The sequence below is a fragment of the Novosphingobium sp. PhB57 genome (genome assembly GCF_004342985.1).
Lineage (GTDB): Bacteria > Pseudomonadota > Alphaproteobacteria > Sphingomonadales > Sphingomonadaceae > Novosphingobium.
Genome location: NZ_SMBO01000014.1, coordinates 1 through 23,434 on the forward strand (window position 1 = coordinate 1; position 23,434 = coordinate 23,434).

Consider the following 23,434-nt stretch of genomic DNA (forward strand, 5'->3'; position numbering starts at 1 on the left):
ACGAGGACCCCCGACCTTTCATCTGGAAGGCCGATCCGGACGAAATTATAGCCGCTGTACGGCGCGGGCACCAAGTGTTGGAATCAATCCACTAGGTCTCGTGAACCGAGTGAAGGATGGCTGGGGACTCTGCGGAAAGCGTCCCGCATTGACTGGATCGGGACTTCGCGGAACTTGTTAAGCTCTGCATATGGGCCGCCGCAAAGAAACACGATTTCCGTCGGAGCTTGAACGTGAAGTTTCGTCACGTCCAGCTCATCAACGAATGGCAACATTTGCTTACCTATGCTCCGGCAAAGAGCGATGAAAAATCGAGCGGAGCGTCCTTTGGCGATTTTTCATCGCTCTTTGACGGAGCCCCAAATGGAACCAATAAACTGAGATTCGGCGAAGCGCCGAACCATGCACCCGAGAGCGCATTACGCGTAAGCCAGACCTGCTTAGCCGACGTCAAACCCAGCGGCAAGATTTAGCTGCTAAAATATTCAACTTATGCGGAAACTCATCCCTGATTGGATTGGAGGTTGAAGCATGGTGCTACCCTCGTGCTGCCCGTAAACTACCACCACCTTCCTAGGTTTTTATAAGTCACTGGTTCTATGTAAAAGTTTGCGGCACCGTAATATATGGCCTTCGCCCTTTGACGGCAGCGGTCACGCGCAACGCTGGTCGGACGATTAGTATCGTCAGATCACGAGGACCTTGGTTTCTCCATTTGGCATTTGATTGAAATGCAATAATCATTATGATTAGTATTGATAAATATATCATACTTAATAGTCACTCGCTAAGTTGATCGAAAAAGTATGCTGTGCCGTTCCAAAACGACTCGAAAATAATCGCTAGCCGTCGTGGAACGATCCTAGATGAGAGGAAATCGTCATGGCATCCGAGGCTACACAGGCACTAACGGCTGAATATATCGACGACCATCAGGTTAGGGTTCATACCCCGGAGAGTTTTGGCAGGGCTCTTATATATGCGGCACTTGAATCCGCTAAAGGCAATACTGATGGCTCAAAAGGAACGTTCGACTTCAAAGGAACCGTAACCGCTATAACAAGCGTGGGCTGCGTTCGCATCTGCGTCGGCACACCTTGGGGCACGATTTGCACACATATCGGATGATCTGAACGTTCGAGTGGCCATTTCCGTAAGCGGTTAAGTTGATACTCCATTAATATTTAAAACCAGAAATTCCGTGAAGGGTTTCCGATGGTCACGCGAGCCGAAGGCAAGTAAGCCGGACCAAATAGGTTAAAAAGGCTTCTTTGGTCCGGCACTATTTTTGTAATTTACTGCAATTTACTTTCAAATTAGCTCTGCTCAACGCCAGAAAATGTCGCACGAGACCATCTAATTGGGACGGTCGGCAATCTAAATTTGGCCAAGACTACCTTCAGATCGCCAGGAGCCGCGATACTTTGCATCCTCGCGACCAATGCCAGCCAGCGCATAGGGATCGGGGTTCGGCTCAGGCTCAGGCGATGGCTCGGATTGTCCAGGCCCTGCTTCCGAGGCTTCGTCGGGCGGATAGACGGCAAATAGGGCCTGCCCGGCGTCGGGATGCCGCCACGCTCTCGCCTGCACCGCGCTCAGGGCCTCTCCGGGTTCGCGCGGGACCATGAGGCCGCGAGAGTTCGCAAAGCCCTGTACGTCGCCCGGAGCCTGATCGGGGTAGATGCTGAACGTGAGACGCGGCAGCCGGCGCTTAAAGCGTCGGCGCTGCGCTTCTAGCCGCGCGATCCGGGATGCGAGGGCTGCGTTGCCTCTCACCGCGTTGGCTTCTCGCCCTCAAGGGCGGCAAGCCGTTCCTCAAGATCGCTAGTGGCTAGAACGCCAGCCAAGGCGGAAAGCAGATAGCCGAGCTTGCTAGCTTCAGAGGTTGCCAGCGTGCCAGCGCGAGCTTCGCGATAAAGCTTGCGATATTCCTTGGCGATATCGCTGACGGTATTCAGCCGTAGGCGGGCCATCGGCTTTGCAGGGGTAGGAGGGGGCGTAGCCGCCGCGCCCACATTATCAGGGGCCTTGGCGGTATCGGCTACGCCATTCGGGGCTGCTGAAGATAGGCTAGGCCAGCCTGGCATGCTCAATTCCAGTAATCATGATGAGATCACTGTTTTGGTATCACCCTCATACAGTAGATGCAACTACAGTCGCCCATCGTCTGATGGCCAATATCACGAAGTGTTTGCCATTTCTCATTTTGGAGCCGTGAGAAAACGCGCATGTAAAAGCCAATATCTTGCTCAAACGTAGGTGACTTTGGATTTAACTTAACAACCTCGATACATTTGAAATTCATCGCCATATGCTTTTGTATGAAAGCCAACTTTTTGTAGACTAATTCGTCAGGCGGATCATTTTCATCGCCGCCAAATTCCTGTAATGGCATCATATCGGCATTCCCACATTGAAGGTTGCCGCCAGCCCCGCTTGAAGCTGGCGGCAAAGGCAATTAATCGTCATCCAGCGTAATGCCGTAGCTTGCCATAACCGCCGTTTGCTCAGTCAGCTTTTTCGAGTAGCCGCCTGTCCCCTTATAATTATCAAGCTTCCACTTCATGATGCCGGGGAAGCTGGCCTCAAGGTAGCGCATTGCTTTCTTGTGCTCATCCAGCACGCGATATTCAGCATAAGCGGCGCTACGCTTGTAGGCTTCATAGTGAGCAGCAAGTTGATCGCTGTCGCAACCATGGGTGATAACCGGAGCATTCACCAGCGCCGCCAGCACTTCTTTGTCGCCATCCTTGAAGGCAGCAGCCAGTTTGGCAGTGCGATCCCCAGGCGACATGCCGCGAAACACATTACGAATCTCAGCCGCGTAGGCGGAAGGCGTCAGCGCAACCCTGGCGTTAACAGCCGCTTCCTTTTCGGTGATAGCCGCCGTTAGTCCCTTGTGGGCATTCTCATAGCCGCGACCAGCTTCGTCATTCAGCTTGTCCGCCAGCTTTTCAATCTCGAACAGATTGGCCCCTGAGGTAATCAGTTCGTTGACGGTAGCGCGGCGAATATTGAAGCCTTCAGCCTTTTCCTTCGTGCCTTTCATGAAGGCAACAGTAGCACCCAAAGCCGGGCTTTCACCCGCTAGATGGCTATCAATGTCGAGATAATAGTTAAGCATAGCAGGAACCTCAGAAGGTCCGAGAGCTTCAGGCGTGGGAGCGAAGTTAGTAGCCATATTAAGAGTTCCTTTAATAGTTGCCCACGTGAGGGGCTTTTGAATTTGCAAAACTGAATTTGTACGGGTTCGAGGTGGTAAGCTACTGTTTCTCCTTATCTTTCTATAAAATTACAAATTACAAATTTTACTAATAGATACCGATGGAATTAATTCGCCCTATTTACGGCGTGGGTAGATGGGGACGCCTTTGAAAACTTTAAAATTTAGATTTCGCGTGTTTTCAATGATTTGTGCGAGAGCCGGCTTTGAACAGGTTAGAAAAAACGAACGCCGCCCGATTGCTCAACTGACTTGAGCGGCTTTAAGCCAAATGTTTGCGCGTTACTGATCACAAAGGCCCGGGCCTTGGTGCCGTACATCGCTAGCATTTGAGTTCTCGGCATTTCCCGAATATCATCATCCTCAAGCAGACGTTGAAGCGTCCGCCTTAATGCTGGCGTTGCACCTTGCTTGTCGTTCTTGAATGCTGGCAACGGCCAAAGGCGATGAGAAAGATAACTGTGGGTTATTGCCCCATTACGGTGCATTGTTTCATCGCAACCATACTTGACGAAGTTCTCAAATGACTGAGAGAAGTGCTCCAAAATTATCCTGATTACAGCGGTTTTTTGCTTGGCTTCATCACCGTCAACCGAGCCAACTTCGTTACGCTCAAACTTGCCGATTAGGTTTTGGGTTTGAGTAACGATTAAGTTTGTAGCCCACATTGTGCAGTCGATATCAACGACCGGATCAAACGGGTTCAAGCTTATGCCGCAAAGACTAGCAAGTTTGAGCGCCTTTAAATTAACTCTGTTCCAGAGTTGGCGCTGTACTTCATTATCTTGGGCGTTGTTGATCTGGTCAGTTGTCCAACGTTCAAATTCACGAAACTTGTCTCTTGCTTCGTCCGTAGCGCCAACGGCTTGAACAACTCCCCGCTGTTGAAGTTGAAGACTGTGGGCACTCAAGTCGGTCAGCCGTTGAACAAGAACGCTAGGAACCTCTTTGACAATGTCGGCATTAAGATAAGGGCGGTTGCCAACTACTTCGTAAATCGAGAAGCGCGGAAGCAGGCCATTACCGATCATCCGTTCGTCAAGGTTATTGTAAAACTCGCCGGGAACGGACTCGCCAAGAATGCTAAGGCACGGGTTTACAATAGAAGCGGTGTTCTTTTCCACGTCGCTGTAAGCCATTGCGTCAACAACGCCGCCACCTGACTTGCCGTAAAGGTCAAGATAGCCAGCCAACAGTGCAACGTCATTGGGTGAAGGACTGCGAGCCATTGCCCGCAACTTCAAACCGAACTCGCCAAATATACATAAAATGGAAGGCTGCTTGGTCAGCCATTTTATCAGCGCTTGCACCGAAGCAATATGGCTTGGCCCCTTGAAGCCGCTCGCCGCAGGCACCGTCTTGACTATAGCTTTAAGCAATTGGCCTATAGCATTGGCAATTGCTTCTTTACCCATACCGCTCAGCGCAAGCAGCAAGATATATTGGTTCAAGCCAGCGCCGGTAAACGTATTGTAAGAGCGGCCCGTGATAGCCGATAAAAACGCTATCGCTGTCACCAAAGAAACAGTTTCGTTCGGATACGGCGATGATGCCATAACCCAATGCGAGACTTCGCTTAGCAATCCGGGAGGAAATGTGTAAATATTCGCAGCATTGTAGTTGGGATAAGGATTAGAATAAGCGCCGGGCATGGTCATAGTAAGTCTTCTTCTATCAAGCGCCCGTCGACTAATACTCCGGTTGACTGTGCCCGGTTCGTGGAGTATTAAGCGGCGGTCGACTTCCTTTCGACGGGTCAACTTTAAGCCGGGGTACGCTTTCGCGCTGCCTCGGCTTTTCTTTGACTATGCTGCGTCCTTGCGGCGGCTCGAAAGCTCAGCCGACGACGCGACAGGCGCGGACATGCGCGCTTCTGCCCATGCGTCGAGATCGGCGGGCCGGTAGACGGGATAAGCCCCCATCTTGCGATAGACAGGGCCACCGCCGACGCAGGCGAGCTTGGCGAGCGTCTGAGCGGTATACGCGCCGAAGCGCTCTTGAAGGTAGCGAGCCGCTTCAGAGCGGCGCAAGTAAGTCTGGACTTCCACTGTATTGTCTCCAACTGATGTTGTTGAGACAGTGTTACGTCCTATTACTTCCTATCGTCCATGTAGAAAAAAGTGGTCATATGCGCCGTGCTATATATTGAACTGCGCTATCTTCCTCAACATTCTCAAAGCCAGCTTTATTGTTTAGATGCCAAACACGGCGAGCCGCTTCATTTTTTGAAATGCTGCCAGCATTGTAAAGCGCTCTAGCCATTTCGACCTTAGCTAGCTTTGGATTAATTGGCCGGAAGATGTGATTTTCGTCAAAAGTAAAACTAACCATTAGAGCCAGCCTTGCCAGCAATCGGAATAATCTCAGCACCAGCCTTTGAGCCGCCCAAAGCCGCTGCAATCTGGCCAGCGATGTTGTCAGAAGCGCGCCGCAACGGATCATCGGCAAAGTGAGAATAGCGGGCCGTAGTGGCCGGGGAGGCGTGGCCTAGGAGCTTGCCCACAATAGTCAGGCCCATGCCGGATGCCGCGCCTATCGAAGCGTAGCTATGGCGAAGGTCATGCAACCTCAGATCGGGCAAGCCAGCGTGCGTCGTTACCCGCTTCCATGGCCGCTTCAGGTCGCTGCGGGGTTCCTTTGGCTTGCTGCCGACGATCACATAAGGATTGTCAGCCTTCCGTTCCAGCGACGCCAAGATTTGTAGGGCTGGCGCACCAATCAAAACCGGCTTTGAGCCAGTCTTGGAATCGGGAAGGTTTATAAATCCCCGATCAAAGTCGATATCCTTCCACATGAGATTAAGTATCTCACCAGCGCGGCACCCGGTAAGAAGTAGTAACCTGATCGCGGCAATGGCATGTGGGCATAACTTTTCGCGCTGGTTTTCAGCATTAACCGGGCGATGCTTAGACTTAGCGCCTTCGTTGAATTGCCAAGGCAAGCCATCCGTCTCAGCAAGCCTCAATGTTTCGCCAAGCTTTTCTATTTCCGATGCTGAAAGGAACCGTTCGCCCTTGCCATCGGCATAGACTTTGACGCCAAGGCGGGGGTTGGTTTCGATGTAACCCCGGTCAACGGCATAGGTGAAGATGCCGCCTAACAGCCGCACCGTGCGAGTAGCCGTGCCCTTGCCACCAGTGACGATAGCGCGACCAAACTTGCCGGTCTTTTCGTCAGTAGCGGTAGCGCCCTTCGCCACGTCACGCATAAACTTTTCAACGTCGCCGCGCGTGACTTCGCTTACCCGCTTTCGGCCAAGCAGCGGCTTGATATGCCGCTCTATCCGGCCCTTGTCCGTGGCAATGGTAGAATCTTTTTTGCGGTCGCAGCCCTCAGCCAAATATTCATCGCAGAGTTGGGCGACATTCAATTCAGCCCGGCGCTTCGCCCGATCCCCGGCAACGTCTTCGCCAAGCTCAGCTTTGGCCAAGATAGCCTTCGCCGCCTCGCGAGCCTGTTCAACGGTAAGCTTGCCGTAGGTGCCGACAGTGACCTTGCGAGTTGGGCTATTTCGCCCGCCAATCCGGTACTGGACGATGAAGGATTTAGAGCCGCTTGGGCGGACCCTAACGCCAAAGCCGGGTAGCTGCCCGCACCATTGAACATAGTCACTCGGCTTAGGCTCTAAGCCATCCACCATTGATTTAGTCAGCTTACCATTGGCCATCAGATCACCTATCGCGGGCATCACCGGGGTAGCACGGTGCAGGTAATCTGATGCCATGACCGGAAATCGAAGGCAATGGTCATAGGTTGGAAAACGTTGGATTGGCGTTGGTTATGGTTATTGCGATCAATCTGGGGTAACAGCCGGGAAGCCGGAACCGCTGCCCTCCGAAGGCAGAGGCCACAGGTTCGAATCCTGTCGGGTGCACCATTTCCTCCATTTGCGAAGATCAACCGGCTTCCGGGCCATGCTGTGCCGTGTCTGTTCGGGCATTGGGGCGGGCACGGTGGCCGTGATCGGGCGGCGCGGGCGCCGCCCTTCAGGTGGGCGGGTCAGGCCAGGACGCGGTGGACTAGGTTGGTGTTGTATTGACGCAGCCAGCCCGGGATCAGGAAGGCGTCCACCAGCACCCAGATGCCGAGCGGGATCAGGAACAGCAGGCCGAAGCCCATGATCCAGATGGTCGCCCAGCCGAGCAGGAAGAGGACGAGCTGGACGATGCCGCCGGCGGTCTTGCCGGCGTAGAAGCGATGGGCGCCCAGCGAGCCCAGGAAGAACCACAGGAGATACGTGACGCCGGTGGACTTGGCATTTGCCTGGTAGAGCAGGCCGGCCATGGCCGCAGTGGATGAATTCGTGTCGGTCATCGATACCCCCGTCGATAAGTGAAGGGGCGTATCGATATGGGCATGCCATTAAGAAACCAATGAATTTTTTGAGTTGCCGGTGGCACGGCTCAATGAAAGTCCCGTGAGCGGGGGAGGACCCGCACGTTGCGCGGGTGCTGCGGGCGGACGAATTCGTCGGCGCGGGATAGCTGGGGCTCGGCCTCGTGCACTTCCGAGAGGCGTTTCAGCTCGGGCGTACGGTCATGGATGCTCTGGGCCATGACATGGATGACGCCTTCGGGGCTGTGCTGGATCAGACCTTCCACCAGCATCAGCCGCGCGGCCATGACCGGGCGGCGGTAGGTTTCGAACAGCCGGGCCCAGATCACCACGTTGGCGATGCCGCCTTCGTCCTCCAGCGTGACGAAAATGGCATTGCCCTTGCCCGGGCGCTGACGAACCAGCACCACGCCGGCGACTTTCACGCGCTTTCCGTTTCGGGTCTTCGCCAGGTCCGCGCAGCGCAGCACGCCTTCCGCCGCGAAGACCGGGCGCAGGAACGACATCGGATGGGCTTTCAACGAGAGCCGGGTGGTCTGGTAATCGGCGGCGACTTCCTCTGAGAGCGGCATGGTGGGCAGGGCGGCATGGGGTTCCTCTCCCAGTTCGCGGGCGCGGGCGGCGGCGAAGAGGGGAAGTTCGCCGGTTGGCGTGCGGCGTGCTTCCCAAAGGCCCTCGCGGCGGTCCAGACCGATCGAATGCAGGGCATCGGCATCGGCCAGGAGGTTGAGCGCCCGCTGGGGCAGGCTGGCGCGCCGGGCGAGATCTTCGAGGTTGGTGTAAGGGCGGTGGGCCTTGATCTGCTCCGCCCAGTTCTCGCGAAAGCCGCTGATCTGGCGCAGGCCGAGCCGGAGGGCGAGTGCGCCTTTCGCTTTGGGTTCCAGGGTGCAGTCCCACTCGCTGTGGTTGGCATCGATGGTGCGCACTTCCACGCCATGCTCCTGCGCGCAGCGGACGATCTGGGCCGGGGCGTAGAAGCCCATGGGCTGCGAATTGAGCAGGGCGGCGGCGAAGACCTCGGGGTAGTGGTGTTTGATATAGGCCGAGACCCAGACCAGCCGCGCGAAGGCGAGGGCATGGCTTTCCGGGAAGCCGTAGCTGCCGAAGCCCTTGATCTGCTGGAAGCAGCGCTCGGCGAAGTCCTTCTCGTACCCACGGGCCACCATGCCGTTCACCATCTTGCTGTGCAGGGAGCCGATCGTGCCGACATTGCGAAAGGTCGCCATGGCGCGGCGGAGCTGGTTGGCTTCGGCATCGGAGAAGTTCGCGGCGGTGATCGCCAGCCGCATCGCCTGCTCCTGGAACAGGGGGACGCCGAGAGTCTCGCCGAGGACACCGCGCAATTCGTCGCGATCGTGGGGAGGAGCCGGAGAAGGGTAGATGACGTCCTCGATCTTTTGTCGGCGCCGCAGATAGGGATGGACCATGTCCCCCTCGATCGGGCCGGGGCGCACGATGGCGACCTGAATGACCAGGTCGTAGAACCTCTCAGGTCTCAGGCGGGGCAGCATGTTCATCTGCGCGCGGCTCTCCACCTGAAAGACGCCGATACTGTCGCCCTTCTGGAGCATCTCGTAGACGGCTTTGACGTGGGGAGGGTTGCTCCGGTGATCTTCCTCGTCGCCCGGCACGGAACTGAGCTGGTACTGGCGGCCGATGTGCGTCTCGATCATGGCGAAGGCCTTGCCGATACAGGTCAGCATTCCGAGCGCCAGGATGTCGACTTTCATCAGGCCGAGCGTATCGATGTCGTCCTTGTCCCATTCGATGAACGTGCGCTTTTCCATCGCGGCATTGTGGATCGGCACGGTTTCGTCGAGCCGGTCCTGAGTCAGCACGAAACCGCCGACATGCTGGGAGAGATGGCGGGGGAAGTTCAGGATCGTCCCGGTGAAGTGATTGACCCGCGCGATCGTGGGATTGTCGGGATCGAGGCCGGCTTCGATGCAGCGGTTGCGGTCGTATTCCGAGGCGTAGCTGCCCCATACCGTGCTGGCGAGCCGGGCGGTGACGTCCTCGCTGAGCCCCAGCGCCTTGCCGACATCGCGGGCGGCGCTGCGCGAGCGGTAGTGAATCACCGTGGCGGCGATTCCCGCGCGCTCGCGGCCGTAGCGGCTGTAGATATATTGCATCACTTCCTCGCGCCGCTCGTGCTCGAAGTCGACGTCGATGTCGGGCGGTTCCTTGCGCTCGGTGGAGATGAAGCGGGAAAACAGCAGGTTGTGCTTCATCGGATCGACGGCGGTGACGCCGAGGACGAAGCAGACCGCCGAATTGGCCGCCGAGCCGCGCCCCTGGCAGAGGATGCCCTGTATCTGCGCCCACTGCACGATATCGTGGACGGTGAGGAAGTAGGCGGCGTAGGCCTGCTGACCGATGATCCCCAGTTCCTCGGTAAGCAGGCGGGTGAGCTTTTCGGGGATGCCTTGCGGGTGGAGGTCGCTGGCGCGGCTCCAGACCAGTTCCTCCAGCCAGCCTTGCGGGGTGTAGCCGTAGGGGACCGGCTCGTGGGGGTAGGTGTAGCTCAGGTCTTCGAGCTTGAAGACGATGCCGCCCATGAAGTCTGCGGTGGCGGCGATCGCCTCGGGAGCGGCGGCGAAGAGGCGGGCCATTTCGGCTGCGGGCTTCAAGTGCCGCTCGGCATTGGCGGTGAGCCGGCGGCCGGCGGCCTGTACCGTGGTCTTCTCGCGGATCGCCGTCATGACGTCGTGCAGGGGGCGGGATTCCGGCCCATCGTAGAGAGCGTCGTTGATCGCGATCAGCGGCACGCCGGCCAGGGCCGCCTGTTCGCGCAAGGCCGCCAGCCGGCGCGCGTCGCGGCCCTGCCGCAGCATCGCCGCGCCCAGCCAGACCTTGCCGGGCGCGGCCTGCGCCAATTGGCGCAACAGGGCGTCGGAAGCGGGGGTGGCGACGATGAGCTGCATGTCCTCCAGGAATTCCAGCAGGTCGCCCAGGCGCAGTTCGCAGTTGCCCTTGGTCGTGCGCAAGTTGCCGGTGGTGAGCAGGCGGGTCAGGCGGCCCCAGCCGTATCGCGTGGTCGGATAGGCGAGGATCTCGGGCGTATCGTCGGCAAAGACCAGCCGCGCGCCGACCAGAAGACGAAAAGGGGGCAGGGTGACGCCTTCGGCTTCCATCTCCTCCCCGAACCTGCGCAGCGCGGCGAGAGCGCGGGCGACTCCGGATACGGTGTTGCGGTCCGCTATGCCGATTCCGGGGTGGCCGAGCGCCTGCGCCCGCAGCGCCATTTCCCCCGGCGTGCTGGCGCCGCGCAGGAAGGAATAGGCGGTCGTCGTCGCGAACTCGACATAGGGCGGCGTTTCGAGGCTCATGCGAAGACGCCGTGCAGATACCAGCGCGGGTCGGCTTTCTCGCTGCCGTAGAGGCCATGGCGGAACAGCCAGAAGCGGCGGCCGTCGCTGTCCTCGATCCGGTAATAGTCGCGCGTGGGGCCGGTCGCCTCCACGGTCTTCCACCAGGGATAGGCGAGGCGTTCGGGGCCTTCCTGCCGCACCACCCGGTGCTGGCGTCCCTGCCAGCCGAACCGGCGCGGGGGACCATCAGGCACTTCGGCCAGCACGGTGACGGGCTGGGGCGGATCGAACAGGAACAGCGGGCGCAAGGGCGGCTCGCCTGCTTCCGGCTGGGGCCAGGACTGCGGAATCGATGCGGGAGGCACGAGGCGGTCGGCATATTCCGGCAAGTGCTCGTCGCGCGGGGCGAAGCGGTGGACGCATTCGGCGCCGAAGCGCACTTGCAGCCGGTCCAGCAGGGGGGCGAGGTCGGGCTTGCCGGAATTCTCCTCGTCCAGCCGGTCCTGCCCTTCGGAGACGTCTTCGTGCAGGGGCACGGCCAGGCGCAGCAGGTCGTAGCCGAAGCCCGGGTCGAGCGGATCCGCGAGCGATTCGATGCGTTCGCGAAACAGGCGGACGACATCGGCGGGTTCGCGCAAGGGCAGGCCGCTGTCCACGGCGAGCCGGGCGACATGGCCATCGGTGCGGAACAGCGAGACTTCGTAGCGTCGGCCGCCCCGGCCGCGGGCGACCAGCATGTCCCGCGCCTGCCCCGCCAGCCATTCGATCACGCCGAGGAGGGGCTTCACGGTCGCCATCGGTTCGGCGAAGCGCTGCTCCACCCAGATCGGCGGCAGGGTGCGATGCGGGGTGATGCGCCGGTCCTGCTCCTCCAGCAGGTGGGCGAGGGCGATCGACATCGCCTTGCCGAAGCGAGCGGCGAGGGGCGCGCGGGGGCGATCCGCAAGCTGGCCCAGGGTGCGCAGCCCGGCGCGCTTCAGCGCGAGGTGGGCATCGTCTCCCAGGCCGAGTGCGGCCACCGGCAGTTCGCGCAAGGTGCTCTTGCCGAAGCGGGCAAGGGCAAGGGCGGCATCCGGCGTTCCGGCACAGGCCGCCAGCGCCCGGAACCCCCGTCGCGCGAGCCGGGTGACGAGATCGCCCCGCACGGCGTCTTCATCCATCCCCAGGCTGTCGAAGCAGCCGGTGAGGTCCAGCACCAGCGCGTCGTCGCGATCGGGGGCCACCATCGGAGTATAGCGTTCGCAGGATTCGACGATGCGCAGCAGCAGGGCATGGTCCGCTGCAGGCCGGTGTTCGAGAGCAGGCAGGTCCGGCTCCAGCGCGCGCGCATCGGCCAGCATCATGCCGGCCGAGAGGCCCAGCGCCAGCGCCGCGGGAGACAGCGCCATGATGCGCTGCGCCCCGCGTTGCTTCGCGATCAGGGCGAAAGCCGCGTCAGGCGGCGCTGCGCCTTCCCGCATCGCCCGTTCGGACGGCAGGAAGGGAAAGGTGACCGCCAGATAGCGGCGCATGGCCAAGCATGGGCTTACGGAAGGTGCCTTGCTCACGATTCCATTCCAGTTGCAGGTTGAGACCCTCCCGCCCGCCGCGCCGGCGCAGCAGGGTCACGTCGAACACCGGATCTCCCGGCGCATTGGCAGGCAAGGGAACCGACGGTGCGCTGGTCACCTGCCAGCGGGTGTGGGCGGCGCTGGGCGTGGGCTGGGCGCCGCTGCGCACGATCATGACCATGGTGCCGCTTTGCTCCGCCGCCAGCGCCAGCCGCCGCGAGGCGGTAAGGTCGAAGGCCGGGGCGCGGCCGTCCATTTCCATCACCACGGCCGCTGCCCCGCCATGCCGCACCGAATCCACGCCTGCGCGCAACAGGCTCTGGAGATCGGGCAGGCGCAGCAGCACCATGGCGGCCGGGTCTATGCCCAGTTCGGCAAGGCCGGGGGCATAAGGGCGCGAGCGGGCCTGCTTGCCCCCGCCCTTTCCATTAACTTTGCCCAGCCGCAGCCAGAGCAGAGGTTCCCGCGCCTTGCGCGCCTGCACCGCGCAAAGCAGCGCCAGCGCCAGGGCGGCCCCGCCGTCCTGCTCGGTCGCGGCATAGAATTCATGAACGCCGTCCTGCTGCAAAGGCGACTCGGGCCAGCCGTCAGGAGACGCCTGAGCGAGGTTTGCTGCCAGTTGGAGGCGACTCGAATCGAACATATGTTCCTTTTATGTTCTATTCCTGTCCTGCGCAATCGAGTCTGGAAATGAGGGTGCAATCGGCTGTGGGCACTGGCCTGTCTCCCGATCCTGCCGGCGAGTTTCGTCGCACACTCCGATCCGCCGGCACCATGGCGTTGAACCCGCCGCCAGCGGCGCAGAACGCAGGGCGAAAAGCTTTCGGGCATCGTTCGCCAAGTCATCGCAAGGCATTCCGCCTAGGGTTTGGGCATCGCCCACCTTACGGCCCCTACCCTCAAAGAAGGACTCACGAAGCATGGCCAGTTCCGCTCCCGCGCCGCTGGAAGCCGTTCCGCCTGTCACCACTGCCGCTGCCTGGCGGGGAGACCGGCTTTCCGAGACCGACGCGTGGATCTACAGGCTGTCCGACGAACAGGTGCTGGAGCTGGAGACGCTCGGTGCCCGCTTCATGGCCGACGACCCGGACCTGCGCACGGTCACCGCCGAGGAATATCCGCTGGTAGCCTGCGCCGATGCGGTGAAGTCATGGGGCGAGGATGTCGATTACGGCCGCGGCTTCGTGCTGGTGCGGGGCTTGCGGACCCAGCTCTATTCGGACGTTCTTTCCAACGCGATCTACTACGTGCTCGGCCTGCACATGGGCGATCCGATCCGCCAGAACGAGATGGGCGACCTGATCGACCACGTCTATGCCACCAGCGACAAGACCATGGACGATCCCACCGCGCTCTCCTCCAAGGTGCGGGACAAGCTGGTCTATCACTCCGACAGCTCGGACATCGTCGCGCTGATGTGCCTGCGCCCGGCCAAGGAGGGCGGCCTGTCCTGCCTCGTCTCCGGCGCGGAGATCTACAACGAGATCCTGCGCCGCCGCCCCGATCTGGCGCCGCTGCTGCTGGAACCCTTCCACTGGGACTGGCGCCGGCAGGACCACAATGCGCCGGCGGATACGTATACTTCGCCGATCGTCAGCCTGGTGGACGGGGTGTTCTCGATGTACGCGGGCTCGCTCTACATCCTCACCGCGCAGGAATATGAAGGCGTGCCCAGGCTGACGCCGGAGCAGATCGCGGTGCTCGAACTCTTCGACACGATCACCTACGAAGAGGGCATGGCCATCGAGATGGATTTCCGCCCCGGCGACATCCAGTGGCTCTCCAATTACGCCGCGCTCCATGCCCGCACCACGTTCTGGGACTGGCCCGAGCCGCAGCGCAAGCGCCACCTCCTGCGGTTGTGGCTGAGCCGCGATGCCGGGCGCCCGGTGGTGGAGGGCTTCGGCAAGAACGGCGTTGTGCAGGTTCGCCAGGCCCCGCGCGACGGGCAGGCGGAGCATCCCGATGCGCATTTCGACGTGTTCTCGGTATCGGTGCCGCGCCTGATGGGCTGAGGGGCCGCGTGCGCAGACAAAGAGGGCCGGAAGTTTCCTTCCGGCCCTCTTTTTGTTGTCCTGAGTGTGCCGATCAGCGGAGGCCGATCAGCTCAGGGCGATGTCCGGAGCGTCTTCCTGCTTCATGCCGACGACGTGGTAGCCCGCGTCCACATGATGCGTCTCGCCGGTCACGCCCGAGGAGAGGTCGGAAAGGAAGTAGAGGCCCGAGCCGCCCACGTCCTCGATCGTGACGTTGCGGCGCAGCGGCGAGTTCAGCTCGTTCCACTTGAGGATATAGCGGAAGTCGCCGATGCCGCTGGCGGCCAGCGTCTTGATCGGGCCGGCCGAGATCGCGTTGACGCGGATGTTCTGCGGGCCCAGGTCGTTGGCGAGGTACTTCACCGAGGCTTCCAGTGCCGCCTTGGCCACGCCCATGACGTTGTAGTGCGGCACGACCTTTTCGGCGCCGTAATAGGTCAGCGTCAGGATCGAGCCGCCTTCGGGCATCATCTGCATCGCACGCTTGGTCACCGAGACCAGGCTGTAGGCCGAGATGTTCATCGTCATCAGGAAGTTTTCGAGGCTGGTGTCGACATACTTGCCGCGCAGCTCGTTCTTGTCCGAGAAGCCGATGGCGTGGACGACGAAGTTGATCGTCGGCCAGCGTTCCGCCAGCGTTTCGAAGGCGGTGTCGAGGGCTGCCATGTCCGAAACGTCGCAATCGATGAGGAAATCGCTGCCCAGGCTCTCGGCCAGCGGCTTCACGCGCTTGGCCAGCGCTTCGCCCTGATAGGAGAAGGCCAGCTCGGCACCCTGTTCGTGCAGTCTCTTCGCGATGCCCCAGGCCAGGGACTTGTCGTTGGCAAGGCCCATGATCAGGCCGCGTTTACCCTGCATCAGACCGGTCATTCGTGTTCTTCCTGTACTTCGTTGTTCTGTGCAGCGGCGCTGCTATTTCCGCCTGGCCCCCCGGCAAGCATTTCCTGCTCCTCGGGACTGACGGTAAGGGCGGCATTGAGTTCCGCGCCCGCGACCATCCCTAGTCCGACAAGCCAGAAAAAGAAAAGCGCGATCATCACTCCGGCGAGACTTCCGTACGTCAAATCGTAAGCGATGAAATTGCGCAACACTTTCGGCAGCAGCCATGCGGCCCCCAGCCACCATGCCGCGACGAACAGAGGACCGGGCCATTTCCGATAGCGGCGAGACTGGTAGCGCGAGGGCGTGAGCAGGAAAAACAGGGCGTAGAGCGAGGCGAACAGGGTGGCGGCGGTGATGCCGCGGGAAATGCCGATCTGGTAGTTGAAGGCCTTGAGGCCGGGGAAAACCGTCAGCAGCACTTCCTCGATCACTGAAATGAGCACCTGCGAAGACAGCGAGAGCAGCAGCAGCAGGACCGAGCCGAAGATCAGCCCGCTCGACGCCAGGCGGTTTCGCCAGAACTTAAGGCCCTTGTTCATGCCGTAGGCGCGGTGGAGAATATCGCGGATGGTCTCGATCAGGCTGGTCGCCGTCCACAGGCCCAGCACGCCGCCGATCCAGAGCAGCCAGCCGTGCCGCGCGGCAACGGCATCGCGGGCCACCGGGGCCAGCGCTTCGTCCACGCGCGGGGGAAGGGCGTTGAGCACCGCGTCGATCGCGCTTTCCAGCTGCCCCTGTTCGCCCAGCGCCGAATAGATGGCCGCCAGGGCGATGAAGAAGGGGAACAGCGCCACGATCGTCATGTAGGCAAAGTTGCCGGCGTGGATGAAGCCGTCTTCCCAGGTCCCGGTAAACACGCGCTTGACCACGACATAGGCGCGGCTGGAAGGATCGGGACGGGGAATCCGGTCCTGCATTTCCTGCCAGCGCATGGCCGCGCGTCGCCGGGCTTCGGGCGTTATCGCTGCCGAAGCCGGCGTTCCCGGGGCCTGCACGTCTATCGAATGGTCGATGTTCACCACGCCGAGATAGGCGCTGCAAAGAGGATATTCAAATTTCGGAAGGGGTTAGGTGGGGCGATCCGCAAAGACATCCCCGCCCGCACCCTCAGATTCCGAGCTTTGCGCGCACGTCGCGCGTATCCTTCCAGCCTTCCAGCCGCTTGGCGAGATCGGCGTCGCTCTCTGGCAAGACGATCTGGAGGCTGATCAGCAGGTCGCCGCGGGCGCCGTCCTTGCGGGACATGCCGCGGCCCTTGAGGCGCAGGACCTTGCCCGAACTCGCCCCGGCCGGAACCGACAGCATGACCGCGCCGGCCGCGGTGGGAGCTTTCACTTTGCCGCCGTTCAGCGCCTCGTCGAGGGTGATCGGCAGGTCCACGCGCAAGTCGTCGCCGTCCTGGCGGAAGAAGGCGTGGGGCTGGATCTGCAGCGTGACGATGGCATCGCCCGCCCCGCCGGGGCCTTGCTCGCCCTTGCCGGCCAGGCGCATCTGGGTGCCGTCCTCCATGCCGACGGGCAGCTTGAGGTCGATCGTCTTGCCGTCGGACAGGGTGATGCGCTGCGGCTTGAGTTCGGCCGCATCGGTCAGAGGGACGGAAAGGCGATAGTTCACATTGCCGCCGCGCGGCGCCGCGCGGCCGCGTGCACCGCCGGCTCCGCCCATTCCGGCACCGAAACCGCCGGGGCCGCGCTGGCCGGAACCGCCGAAGATGCCGCCGAACAGGTCTTCCAGGTCGATGCCGTCGTTACCGCCGAATCCGCCCGAAAAGCCGCGCTGCCCGCCGGGACCGCCACCGAATCCGGCACCCCCGAAGCCGCCGGCTCCGCCGCCGCCGAACCCGCCGAAGCCCATGGGATTGCCTTCGGCATCGATCTCGCCCCGGTCGAACCGGGCCCGCTTGTCCTTGTCGGACAGCAGGTCGTAGGCGCCGGTCACTTCGGAAAAGCGCTCCGCGGCCTTGGGATTGTCCTTGTTGGTATCGGGATGAAGTTCCTTCGCCAGCTTGCGATAGGCGGACTTGATGTCCTTCTCGCTGGCTGTGCGCGATACGCCAAGGGTGGAATAAGGGTCTGCTGCCATGGCTTCCTAGCTAGGTGCGGACGCGCGTTACGGCAAGCGGTGCTTTCCTAGTTCCGGTCACGAGTCTATTGGAACCTTCACGCCCCGCCCTGCCGCCGGGAATCGCCGTGAAATCAGCGAGGTCCGGCCCGGCGCGGCTGCGTTTGACCACAGGCACGATCCCAGGAAGCGAACATGGAAGCTGAACAGGCCCGCGAAGTCATCCCCCACGGCGATCCTTTCGCCCTGTTCAAGGACTGGTACGACGCCGCGCGCGAGAGCGAGCCCAACGATTCGAACGCCATGGCCCTGGCCACCGCCACGCCGGACGGACTGCCTTCCGTTCGCATGGTCCTGCTCAAGGGCTACGGGCCGGACGGCTTCGTGTTCTATACCAATGGCCATAGCCGCAAGGGACAGGAAATCGCCGCCAACCCCCATGTCGCGCTGCTGTTCCACTGGAAGAGCCTGCGCCGCCAGATTCGCATCGAAGGCGAACTGGTGCCGGTGACCGCTGCGGAAGCCGATGCCTATTTCCATTCGCGCGCCCGCGATTCGCAGCTGGGCGCCGTCGCTTCCGACCAGTCCGCCCCGCTCGACAGCCGCGAGACGTTCCTGGCCCGCTACGAGGATGTCCGCAGCCGCTTTGGCGAAGGCGAGATCGAGCGGCCGGCCCATTGGACCGGCTATCGCGTGGTGCCCGCCGCCATCGAGTTCTGGCAGGACCGGCCCTATCGCCTCCATGAGCGCCGCCGCTTCGTGCGCAGCGCCGATGCGGCAGGCGGCTGGGTCAGCACGCTCCTCTATCCTTGAGCCCGCCCTTGCACGAACACGCCAAACTCACCCGCAGCGCCGCTTTCGCCAGCATTGGCGTGGCCGTGCTGCTGCTCGGCCTGAAGGGCTGGGCGGCCTGGTCCACCGGCTCCACGGCGATGCTCGGCAGCCTGGCCGATACCACGCTGGACCTCGTCGCCAGCGTGGCCACGCTGCTGGGCGTGTGGATCGGTGCACAGCCGGCGGACGACAAGCACCGCTTCGGCCACGGCAAGGCCGAGGCGATCGCGGCGATGTTCCAGATCGTGCTGATCTCGATCTCCGCGCTCGCCATCGCCAGCCGCGCGGTGGAGGAATTCCTGGCCAGGAGCCGGGTCGAGAGCGCGGAAAGCGGCATCGCCGTCTCGGCCGTGGCGATCGCGCTGACTCTGGCGCTGGTCGCCTGGCAGCGCCACGTCATCCGCCGCACCGGCAGCATTGCCATCCAGACCGACAGCGTCCACTACCAGTCCGACCTCCTGCTCAACGTGGCGGTGATCGCCGCGCTGGTGCTGGACCAATATGCCGGGCTGAAGGGCGCGGACCCGCTGTTCGGCCTGGGCATCGCCGCGTGGCTGGGCTGGGGCGCCTGGAAGGCCTCGCAGGATGTGCTCGACCAACTGATGGATCACGAGTGGCCGGAGGAGAAGAAGGACCGCTTTCTCCAGGTGCTGGCCCGCCATCCCGATATTACCGGCGTCCATGACTTGCGCACGCGCACGTCGGGCAACCGGGACTTCGTGCAGTTCCACGTCTGGGTCGATCCGAACATGACCGTTCGCGAGGCGCACCGGGTGATGGACGAGTTGGAACACCGGCTCTGCGACGAATTTCCGGATACCGAGATCCTGATCCATCCCGATCCCGAGGGTTTGGTCGACGAAGCCGGTGCGGCCGGACTCGACGTGCTGCCGCCGATCCGGGTTTCCCCGGATTGAGCGCAGGGGCCGCACTGGCTGGACCCGCCCCACTTGCCACCTCATCCTGAACCAGGTCCGGGACGACGCGCCTTTGGCGGCGAGAGCATCGGCACCGCAAATTCGGCTGGCTTCAATATCGCCCACCGCGCATAAGCCTCGACATGTCAGCGATTTCCGGTCCCGGCCTGTGGGCGCTCTGCGTTTCCGCCGTCACGATGACGGCGATCGTCGGCTTGCGCTATCTCGGCACCTCGGGCCTCTTCGCCTGGATCACCGCGCGCGCCAGGCCCGGCCTCTATGCCGGGATGGAGCGCCAGATCCGGGGCGAGATTGGCTGGTCGCTGGCCTCCTGCGCGATCTACGGCATTCCTGCGGGCGTGGTGGCCTGGGGCTGGCAGGCCCATGGCTGGACCCGCATCTATGCCGATCCCCTGGCCCTGCCCTTGTGGTGGATGCCGGTATCGCTGTTCATCTACCTGTTCCTGCACGACACCTGGTTCTACTGGACCCACCGCTGGATGCACCGGCCCCGCGTGTTCCGCCGGATGCATGCCGTGCACCACGCCAGCCGCCCGCCCACGGCCTGGGCGGCGATGAGCTTCCATCCGCTGGAGGCGCTGACTGGCGCGGTGGTCGTCCCGGCGCTGGTGTTCCTGGTGCCGATCCATGTCGGGATGCTCGGGCTGGTCCTGACCATCATGACGGTGATGGGAATCGCCAATCACATGGGCTGGGAAATGTTTCCGCAGCGCCTCGTCCATTCGCGTCTCGGCCACTGGTTGATCACGGCCAGCCACCATCACCGCCATCATGAGCTTTATCGATGCAACTACGGCCTCTATTTTCGTTTCTGGGATCATCTGTGCGGCACCGATCGGGGCGTTTCGGCGCCCTGACCCTGCTGGCGGCGGCGCCGATCGTGCTGGGCGCCACGGGGCCGCAGTCGGACGTGTCCGCTGCCGTCACCGGGCTGCGCTCCGCCAAGGGGCAGATCCTGGCCTGCCTGACCGCCGACCCGCAGACCTTCCCCAATTGCGACAAGGACCCCAAGGCCCGCAAGCTGACGATCCCGGCGCAGGGCGAAGTGCGGCTCGATTTCGGCTCGGTGCCGGAAGGCCGCTATGCGATCTCGCTCGTCCATGACGAGAACGGCAACGGCAAGCTGGACACCGCGCTGATGATCCCGCGCGAGGGCTTCGGCTTTTCGCGCGATGCGCCGGTGCGGATGGGCCCGCCCCGTTTCGACAAGGCGGCTTTCGACGTAGGGGACCAGAATACCCGCATGGCGATCAAGATGCGATACCTGCTCTGAACGGCAGAGCGAGCCTTGCCGCCCATCGCGCCGCGGCCTAACCCCGATTCGTGAACAGGCATACTTCATGACCAGGGAAGAGGACATCGTCGAGGAGGTGGTGGATACGGCCACTGCCGGGCTCGTGCCCAAGCCGGTGCACGGCACGTTCTCGCCATTCCGCTATCCCGTGTTCCGGGCGATCTGGATCGCCAACCTCTTCTCGAACATCGGCTCCACCCTCCAGGGCGTCGGCGCTGCCTGGCTGATGACCGAGCTGACCACTTCGCACCAGCTCGTGGCGCTGGTGCAGGCTTCGGCCACGGTGCCGATCATGCTCTTCGGCGTCTTCGCGGGCGCCATTGCCGACAATTACGACCGCCGCCTGGTAATGCTGGCCGCGCAGATCGGCATGCTGACGGTTTCGGCTGCGCTCGCGGTGCTGTCCTGGCTCGGCTGGATGACGCCGTTCCTCCTGCTGGCGTTCACGCTGAGCGTCGGCACCGGCACGGCGCTCAACTCGCCGGCGTGGCAGGCCTCCGTTCGCCAGCAGGTCGCGCGGGACCAGCTTCCCCAGGCCATCGCGCTGAACTCGATCTCGTTCAACATCGCCCGCTCGATCGGCCCTGCCGTGGGCGGCTTGCTGATCTCGCTGTGGAACGTGTCCTTCGCCTTTGCCATCAACGCCGTCAGTTACGTCGGCCTGATCGGCGTGCTGCTCTGGTGGCGGCCCGAGGCGCGGCAGATCGACCGCCGGCCGATCCTGCCCGCCGTGGGCGTGGGCATCCGCTACTGCTTCGGCAACGGCCCCTTGCGACGCCTGCTGATCCGCGGTTTCGCGCTGGGCTTCAGCCTGGCCGCCTACCAGGGTTTGCTCCCCGCCGTGGTGAACGATTCGATGCACGGGTCGGAGATCGACTTCGGCGTCATGCTGGGGCTGTTCGGCATCGGCTCGATCGCCACGGCGCCGTTCATCGGCAGGATTCGCCACGCCATGGGGCTGGAAGGCATCCTCGCGCTGGGTTCGGGAATGTTCATCTTCTCGTTCTGGGCCCTTGCCGCTGCGCATGAGCTGACCTGGGCGCTGCCCGCGGCCTTCGTGGCCGGGAGCGCCTGGGTGCTGATCCTCACCACGCTCAACACCGCGGTCCAGCTTCGCTCCCCGGACGAGATCCTGGGGCGGTGCCTGTCGATCTATCAGGCCGTCACGTTCGGCGGCATGGCGCTGGGCGCCTGGACCTGGGGCATGTTCGCGGACTGGAAGAGCCTGGCTTTCGCGCTCCATGCGGCATCCGTCTTCCTGATCGCCTCTTTCGTGATCCTGCGCTTCCTCGCACCGCTGCCGCGCCTGGGCGAAGGCGTGCTGCGTCCGAAATAACGGAACGCCTCCTTTTCTGCGGCTTAAACTTTATTTCACCATGGACCCTCACAAGGAGGCGGAAGGATCAACGGGGATTAGCGATGGACAGGTTGCGCGGCGGGTTTGCCGATGGGGACGAGCCGGCAATCGGCACCTGGGGCAACTATGCCGAAGCGGGCAACTATGCCGAAGCGCCTGCCCTCGCGCCTGCCATCACCCCCAGCCCGGTTTTTGCCCAGGATGAGCGGCGCATGCAGGTGCGTGCCTACAATTTCTGGGCGAGTCTGCTGGGAGACCGCGCTTTCCCCGATGTCGCCGACCTCGATCCCGCAGCCCTGCCCGATTTCGGCCCGCACGGCGTCCTGCTCGATTTCTCGCAAGGGCTGGAGAATCCCGAGATCGCCTGGCTGGGGGCAGAACTGGCGCAGGAATGCGGCACGGACGGCGCCATCCAGCGGCTGGACGACGTACCCAGTCGCTCGCTGCTGTCCCGCATCACCGATCACTACATGCAGATCCTGGCCAATCAGGCTCCCGTCGGATTCGAGGCCGAGTTCGTGAACCAGCGCGGCGCCACGATCCTCTATCGCGGTATCCTGCTGCCGTTCTCGCGCCACCATCTGGCGATCGACTGCATCTACGGCGTCATCAACTGGAAGGAACAGGCCGGTTCGCCAACCGGCATGGAGCCGGCGGCTGGTCCGGCCGATCCCATCGATCGCCTGCCGCTGCCCCGCGCGGCGGCCCCGCTGACGGAATGGGCGGACGGCCCGGCGGACGGCGCCTTCGCGCTTCCGCCCGTGGGCTTCGGCAGCGCCGCGCCTCAGGCGCTGGACCTCGTCGAAGCCGGGCTGATTACCGGCCTGGATACCGGACTCCCGGAGGACGGCCCCCTCGGCCCGGACCTCGCGGATTCGGACATTCTGGAACTTACGGCCGACATGGAGCTGGCCGACTGGCTGGCTTCGGCGCGCGAACTGGCACAGGCAGCGCACCGCGCGGAGGATCGCTCGCGTCAGGCGCTCTATGCGGCGCTCGGCCGCGCCTACGACTTTGCGCTGGCCGCAGAGCAGGCGCCGGAGGACTATGCCGAACTCGTGCAGGACGCCGGGCTGAAAGTGCTGGAGCGGGCGCCGCTGATGCCGCTCGTCAAGCTCGTCTTCGGTGCCGACTACGACAAGACGCGCCTCACCGAATTCGCCACCGTCATCGCCCATGGCCGCCGCCTGGGCCTCGAACAGGGCGCGCTGGCCCCGCACATCGCCGGGGCGGACGGCGGCATCAAGGCCCTGGTCCGCGACGAACGCCGCCTCCGCCGCGAGGATGACCGGGATGCGGCCCCCGCCGAATCGCGCCGCGACCGCGTGGCGCGCGAGCTTCGCGCCCTTCAGCCCCTGCCGATGGAAGACCTTGGCCGCTCGGGCGAGTTCACCGTGCTGGTGGCCCGGCGCAACGAGGCGGGCGAGCTGGTCCTGCTGGGCGAAGTGGCCGATGACGAGGCCCTGCTCGGCCGCGCTGCCCGGCACCTGCTGGGATGATCCGCAGCGCAGAGCGCTCTTGCCAGCAGGCTTGCCGCCGCTAGGCTGAAGGCTTGATTCGGCAGTTGCCCGATCCGGACGGACAAGCGTCTTCAGCACCGGTTCAGGCCGAAA

At 62.5% G+C, this 23,434-nt stretch carries 22 protein-coding genes; 8 read left to right on the top strand and 14 right to left on the bottom strand.

What is annotated here, in order from left to right; genetic code table 11:
* The first annotated feature begins 233 nt into the window (after nt 1-233).
* Entirely contained in the window at nt 234-473 is a 240-nt protein-coding gene (locus EDF58_RS23300) for a hypothetical protein (RefSeq protein WP_132269896.1), read from the top strand.
* Between the two features lie 1,299 nt (nt 474-1,772).
* Here EDF58_RS23300 and EDF58_RS23305 read toward each other — a convergent pair.
* The 11 genes from EDF58_RS23305 to EDF58_RS23360 form a co-directional block, all read right to left on the bottom strand.
* Nucleotides 1,773-1,973, bottom strand: coding sequence for a hypothetical protein (locus tag EDF58_RS23305; RefSeq protein WP_132269897.1), 201 nt, complete (start codon nt 1,971-1,973; stop codon nt 1,773-1,775).
* Nucleotides 1,974-2,113: 140 nt separating this feature from the next.
* On the bottom strand, nt 2,114-2,458 hold the full coding sequence (locus EDF58_RS23310; RefSeq protein ID WP_132269899.1) for a hypothetical protein: 345 nt from the start codon (nt 2,456-2,458) through the stop codon (nt 2,114-2,116).
* Nucleotides 2,459-3,181, bottom strand: coding sequence for a hypothetical protein (locus EDF58_RS23315; protein WP_132269901.1), 723 nt, complete (start codon nt 3,179-3,181; stop codon nt 2,459-2,461).
* A gap of 257 nt (nt 3,182-3,438) precedes the next feature.
* Entirely contained in the window at nt 3,439-4,881 is a 1,443-nt protein-coding gene (locus tag EDF58_RS23320) for a DUF3987 domain-containing protein (protein WP_132269902.1), read from the bottom strand.
* A gap of 147 nt (nt 4,882-5,028) precedes the next feature.
* Complete coding sequence (locus EDF58_RS23325; protein WP_132269904.1) at nt 5,029-5,271, bottom strand: DNA-binding protein; 243 nt, start codon at nt 5,269-5,271, stop codon at nt 5,029-5,031.
* 76 nt (nt 5,272-5,347) lie between these two features.
* On the bottom strand, nt 5,348-5,554 hold the full coding sequence (locus EDF58_RS23330) for a hypothetical protein (RefSeq protein ID WP_132269906.1): 207 nt from the start codon (nt 5,552-5,554) through the stop codon (nt 5,348-5,350).
* A complete protein-coding gene (locus EDF58_RS23335; protein ID WP_132269908.1) occupies nt 5,547-6,947 on the bottom strand; it encodes a site-specific integrase in 1,401 nt (466 codons plus the stop codon). Before EDF58_RS23335 ends, EDF58_RS23330 begins: the two co-directional genes overlap by 8 nt.
* Before the next feature lie 275 nt (nt 6,948-7,222).
* Entirely contained in the window at nt 7,223-7,537 is a 315-nt protein-coding gene (locus EDF58_RS23345; RefSeq protein WP_132269910.1) for a TM2 domain-containing protein, read from the bottom strand.
* An 89-nt stretch (nt 7,538-7,626) separates the two neighbouring features.
* Nucleotides 7,627-10,887, bottom strand: a complete 3,261-nt coding sequence (locus tag EDF58_RS23350) for an error-prone DNA polymerase (RefSeq protein WP_132269912.1) — start codon at nt 10,885-10,887, stop codon at nt 7,627-7,629.
* Complete coding sequence (locus EDF58_RS23355) at nt 10,884-12,380, bottom strand: DNA polymerase Y family protein (protein WP_132269914.1); 1,497 nt, start codon at nt 12,378-12,380, stop codon at nt 10,884-10,886. The genes EDF58_RS23350 and EDF58_RS23355 overlap by 4 nt, the downstream gene beginning before the upstream one ends.
* Nucleotides 12,304-13,062: a hypothetical protein gene (locus EDF58_RS23360; protein WP_132269916.1), complete on the bottom strand. Its 759-nt coding sequence runs from the start codon at nt 13,060-13,062 to the stop codon at nt 12,304-12,306. The genes EDF58_RS23355 and EDF58_RS23360 overlap by 77 nt, the downstream gene beginning before the upstream one ends.
* Nucleotides 13,063-13,339: 277 nt before the next feature.
* Between EDF58_RS23360 and EDF58_RS23365 the strand changes: the two genes are divergently transcribed.
* Complete coding sequence (locus EDF58_RS23365; protein ID WP_132269918.1) at nt 13,340-14,434, top strand: TauD/TfdA family dioxygenase; 1,095 nt, start codon at nt 13,340-13,342, stop codon at nt 14,432-14,434.
* A gap of 87 nt (nt 14,435-14,521) precedes the next feature.
* Here the strand turns inward: EDF58_RS23365 and fabI are convergent, their stop codons facing one another.
* The 3 genes from fabI to EDF58_RS23380 all read right to left on the bottom strand — a co-directional run bounded on the left by fabI (nt 14,522) and on the right by EDF58_RS23380 (nt 17,419).
* The gene (gene fabI, locus EDF58_RS23370; RefSeq protein ID WP_132269919.1) at nt 14,522-15,325 is read right to left on the bottom strand and encodes an enoyl-ACP reductase FabI; all 804 of its coding nucleotides are present in this window, start codon (nt 15,323-15,325) and stop codon (nt 14,522-14,524) included.
* Entirely contained in the window at nt 15,322-16,359 is a 1,038-nt protein-coding gene (locus EDF58_RS23375; protein ID WP_243654465.1) for a YihY/virulence factor BrkB family protein, read from the bottom strand. Before EDF58_RS23375 ends, fabI begins: the two co-directional genes overlap by 4 nt.
* An 85-nt stretch (nt 16,360-16,444) precedes the next feature.
* Nucleotides 16,445-17,419, bottom strand: coding sequence for a DnaJ C-terminal domain-containing protein (locus tag EDF58_RS23380; protein WP_132269921.1), 975 nt, complete (start codon nt 17,417-17,419; stop codon nt 16,445-16,447).
* A gap of 174 nt (nt 17,420-17,593) precedes the next feature.
* Between EDF58_RS23380 and pdxH the strand changes: the two genes are divergently transcribed.
* From pdxH to EDF58_RS23410, 6 genes are all read left to right on the top strand, one after another.
* Entirely contained in the window at nt 17,594-18,211 is a 618-nt protein-coding gene (pdxH, locus tag EDF58_RS23385) for a pyridoxamine 5'-phosphate oxidase (protein WP_132269923.1), read from the top strand.
* Nucleotides 18,212-18,219: 8 nt separating this feature from the next.
* Nucleotides 18,220-19,149 (top strand): cation diffusion facilitator family transporter, encoded by a 930-nt coding sequence (locus tag EDF58_RS23390; RefSeq protein WP_132269924.1) that lies wholly within the window; start codon nt 18,220-18,222, stop codon nt 19,147-19,149.
* A gap of 143 nt (nt 19,150-19,292) precedes the next feature.
* Nucleotides 19,293-20,027, top strand: a complete 735-nt coding sequence (locus EDF58_RS23395) for a sterol desaturase family protein (RefSeq protein WP_132269926.1) — start codon at nt 19,293-19,295, stop codon at nt 20,025-20,027.
* A complete protein-coding gene (locus EDF58_RS23400; RefSeq protein ID WP_243654466.1) occupies nt 19,994-20,443 on the top strand; it encodes a DUF2141 domain-containing protein in 450 nt (149 codons plus the stop codon). Before EDF58_RS23395 ends, EDF58_RS23400 begins: the two co-directional genes overlap by 34 nt.
* A 67-nt stretch (nt 20,444-20,510) precedes the next feature.
* The gene (locus EDF58_RS23405; RefSeq protein WP_132269929.1) at nt 20,511-21,800 is read left to right on the top strand and encodes an MFS transporter; all 1,290 of its coding nucleotides are present in this window, start codon (nt 20,511-20,513) and stop codon (nt 21,798-21,800) included.
* Between the two features lie 83 nt (nt 21,801-21,883).
* Entirely contained in the window at nt 21,884-23,320 is a 1,437-nt protein-coding gene (locus EDF58_RS23410; protein WP_132269930.1) for a hypothetical protein, read from the top strand.
* The last annotated feature ends 114 nt before the right edge of the window (nt 23,321-23,434 follow it).